The organism is Chitinophaga sp. (assembly GCF_035761305.1).
Lineage (GTDB): Bacteria > Bacteroidota > Bacteroidia > Chitinophagales > Chitinophagaceae > Chitinophaga.
Genome location: NZ_DASTRI010000079.1, coordinates 1 through 3,248 on the forward strand (window position 1 = coordinate 1; position 3,248 = coordinate 3,248).

Here is a 3,248-nt window from a genome sequence, read left to right on the forward strand (position 1 = left end):
GGCGATACCTATCCCACCTACAACGGCGCCATTGGCATGACGTACGAGCAGGGGGGAGGCGGCCGCGGCGGCCTGGCTGTGCTCAAGGAAGACAGCGATACGCTCACCCTCAGTGATCGTATAGCCCATCATGTTACTACCGGCCTCTCTACCATAGAAATAGCCTCGCAGCAGGCCAATAAGATACTCACGGAATTTACCGGCTATTTCCACAACGCGGCTGCAGCCCCCGATGGTCCTTATAAAAGCTACGTGATAAAAGCCGCCGGCAACCGCGAAAACCTGGCCAGCCTGGCTACATTGCTGCAGCGCAATAACATCCGCTTTGGCTACGGCGCACAGGCAACAAAGGCCAGCGGCTTCAATTACTTTACCGGTAAAACAGAAAGCTTTGATATTACCCGGGAAGATATGGTGATCAGCGCCTTTCAGCCCCGCTCCAACCTGCTGCAGGTACTGTTTGAGCCTAAGTCCCGTTTATCCGACTCCGTTACTTACGATATTACCGCCTGGGCTATTCCTTATGCATACGGGCTGCCTGCCTACGCCGTGCGCCAGCAGCTGAACCCTGCTGCCGACTCGCTGCCGGCCGGCAATAACAGCGCCCTGGCAGCCACCAGGCCCTATGCTTACCTGGCCCGCTGGAACAGCGTTAAAGATGTACGCCTGCTAACGGCCCTGCTGCGGCGGCGCGTGAAGGTGCGTTATGCAGAAGCGCCTTTTGCCATTGGCGGCCGCACTTTCCCGGCCGGTACGCTTATTATTCCGCGCGCCGGCAATGAGCCGGTAGCCGGCCAGTTTGATGCGTATATCACCGCCCTGGCAAATGACGTGCATGTAAGCCTGGATGCGGTGTCTACCGGCTTCGTGGAAAAGGGTACCGACTTTGGCTCTGATAAGGTGCACTATATTCAGCCTGCAAATGTGGCCATGGTGGTGGGAGATGGCGTGTCTTCCCTGAATGCCGGTGAAATATGGCATTTCTTTGAACAGCAGATAGGCTATCCCGTTACCATTATCAATGAAAGAAACCTGGGCCGGGTTGATTGGAAGAACATTAACGTGCTCATTTTACCGGACGGGGATTATGACTTCCTGGAGAATAAAACTGCGGCCGGCCGCCTGAAAGACTGGGTAAGGGCCGGGGGCCGGCTCATTGCCCTGCAGGGCGCCCTGGCGCAGCTGGCAGCGGGCGACTGGGGCATACACCTGAAAAAAGATACAGATACTACGGACGACAAGGATGTTTACGCCATGCTGAAACCCTACGCCAACCGCGAACGGGAAAGTATTAAGCAGGTAATTCCCGGCGCCATTTATAAAGTGCAGCTGGATAACACACATCCGTTGGCGTTAGGCTATCCGGATACTTACTATACATTAAAGCAGGATGGCAACATCTACGAGTTTATGGACAGTGATGATAAAGGCTGGAACGTGGGCGTGCTGAAAAAAGATAACTATCTCAGCGGCTTTGTAGGAGCCGATACGCGCGCCCGGCTGAAAGACGGCCTGTTATTCGGCGTAAAAGACATCGGCAACGGCAAGCTCATTATGCTGGCCGATGATCCGTTGTTCCGCAGCTTCTGGGAAAACGGCAAGCTGCTGTTCAGCAACGCGGTGTTCCTGGTGTTTTAAATGCGCTAAAACCGCCGGATGCTGCATCCCAGCGAAGTAGTGGTGTTCCGCTTTACGGCGCTGCCGGCCAGCATTTCATTCATGGCATTGTACAGGTGCCGTACCTTTACCGCATCGGCATTGCCCGGGTTATCGTCAATAGCGCCTTTATAGGTAAGGCGGCCGTTCTTGTCAAACAAATAGCACTCCGGTGTATGGCCGGCATCAAAGGCGTCGGCAATCTCTCCTTTCCGGTCAATGGCATAAAACCAGCTGTATTGCTGCTGCGCAGCATAGGCTTTCATTGCATCCAGCGACTCCTCATTATTCTGCTGCGCTATGTTGGAATTGATTAGTATTACGCCTACCTGGTGCTTTAAGGCATAGGTACAGATATTCACTGTTCTGCATTGGTTGCGGATCACGTAAGGACAATGGTTGCCGGAGAACATCACCAGCAGGCCATTGCTGCCGCGGGCCTCATTCAGCGTAATTTCCCGGCCACTGACATCATGTAACACTACCTCCGCCTTTGGAATAGGAGCGCCTATTTCCAAAGTACTATCGCCGGAACGGAAAGCAACCAGTATGGTAAACAGGAGAATGAAAAAACAGGTGCTTTTCATTTTGCAGGATTTGGGTATTCGGTGTTCAGGTATCGGGTATGATATTTAATATAAAGATAATGCAATATGTATTAAAACATTAATTTATTTGATAGATGGTGGAAGGTCAGGAAAGCCCCTGTATTTCAACAGGTTGTTCCGGGGCAGGGGTATTGGCTATTTCGCGCAGGGTGCTGATGCTGGCATTCAGCTCAAACCCCACCAGCAGTATAAAGGAGTTGAAATAGAGAAACAGCATCAATATCAGGATAGTGCCGATGGAGCCGTATATCTTGTTATAATTGGCGAAGTTATTTACAAAGTAAGAGAAGCCCAGGGTTACCAGTATCATGAGCACCGTGGCAAACGTGGAGCCGGCCGTAACAAACTTCCACCGTTTGGTGGTGGCCGGTGCAAAGCGGTAAATAACCGCCAGCATGGAAAAGAACAGCAACACAATCAGCGCCCAGCGTACCGTGTCAATGATGGTGCGTATAACCCTGCTGTGAATATCCAGCAGGGTAAACACATACCTTAAAACAGCGCCCTGCGCAATAATCAGCACAACGGTGATCAGCAGCAGCAATACCAGCACGGAGGTGAGCTGCAGGGCCAGCAGCCTGGTTTGCCACCATTTGCGCCGTTTAAAACCCGGTTGTGTTTTGTTAAAGGATCGCATAATGCCCATTAACCCGTTGGATGAATAAAAGAACCCCATTAAAAAGGAGATAGACAACAGGCCCGTGCGGTTGGTGTACAGGAAATCATGTATCATGTTCCGCACAATCATATAGGTGTTATAGTTAGGCGTTACATCTTCCGCCAGGCGGTACAGGGTGGGCTCTATGTTCCGCATGGGAATAAAGGGCACCAGGGTAAACAGGAAAATGAAAAAGGGCGGAATGGCCAGCAGAAAGTTAAAGGAAATGGCCGCAGCACGGTCGCCCAGGCTTTTGTTCTTTGTTTCTTTCAAAAAAAACTTCAGCACATCATACAACGGCAATCCCTCAAAGCCGGGCAACACCA

2 protein-coding genes and 1 pseudogene are annotated in these 3,248 nt (G+C 51.7%); 1 reads left to right on the forward strand and 2 read right to left on the reverse strand.

Annotated features, from left to right (window positions below; genetic code table 11):
- A pseudogene (locus VFS25_RS07100) lies at positions 1-1,638 on the forward strand (zinc carboxypeptidase); the annotation flags it as partial.
- Between the two features lie 5 nt (positions 1,639-1,643).
- On the opposite strand, the gene VFS25_RS07105 reads toward VFS25_RS07100, so the two are convergent.
- Together VFS25_RS07105 and VFS25_RS07110 are read right to left on the reverse strand one after the other, a co-directional pair.
- Positions 1,644-2,243, reverse strand: coding sequence for a redoxin family protein (locus VFS25_RS07105; protein ID WP_326461432.1), 600 nt, complete (start codon positions 2,241-2,243; stop codon positions 1,644-1,646).
- Between the two features lie 106 nt (positions 2,244-2,349).
- Positions 2,350-3,248 (reverse strand): YihY/virulence factor BrkB family protein (locus VFS25_RS07110; protein ID WP_326461433.1); only part of this gene is annotated, 899 nt, incomplete at its 5' end.

What these genes read in the sequence shown, in the direction of transcription:
- VFS25_RS07105 (WP_326461432.1), bottom strand. Translation starts at nt 2,243, where the DNA reads ATGAAAAGCACCTGTTTTTTCATTCTCCTGTTTACCATACTGGTTGCT.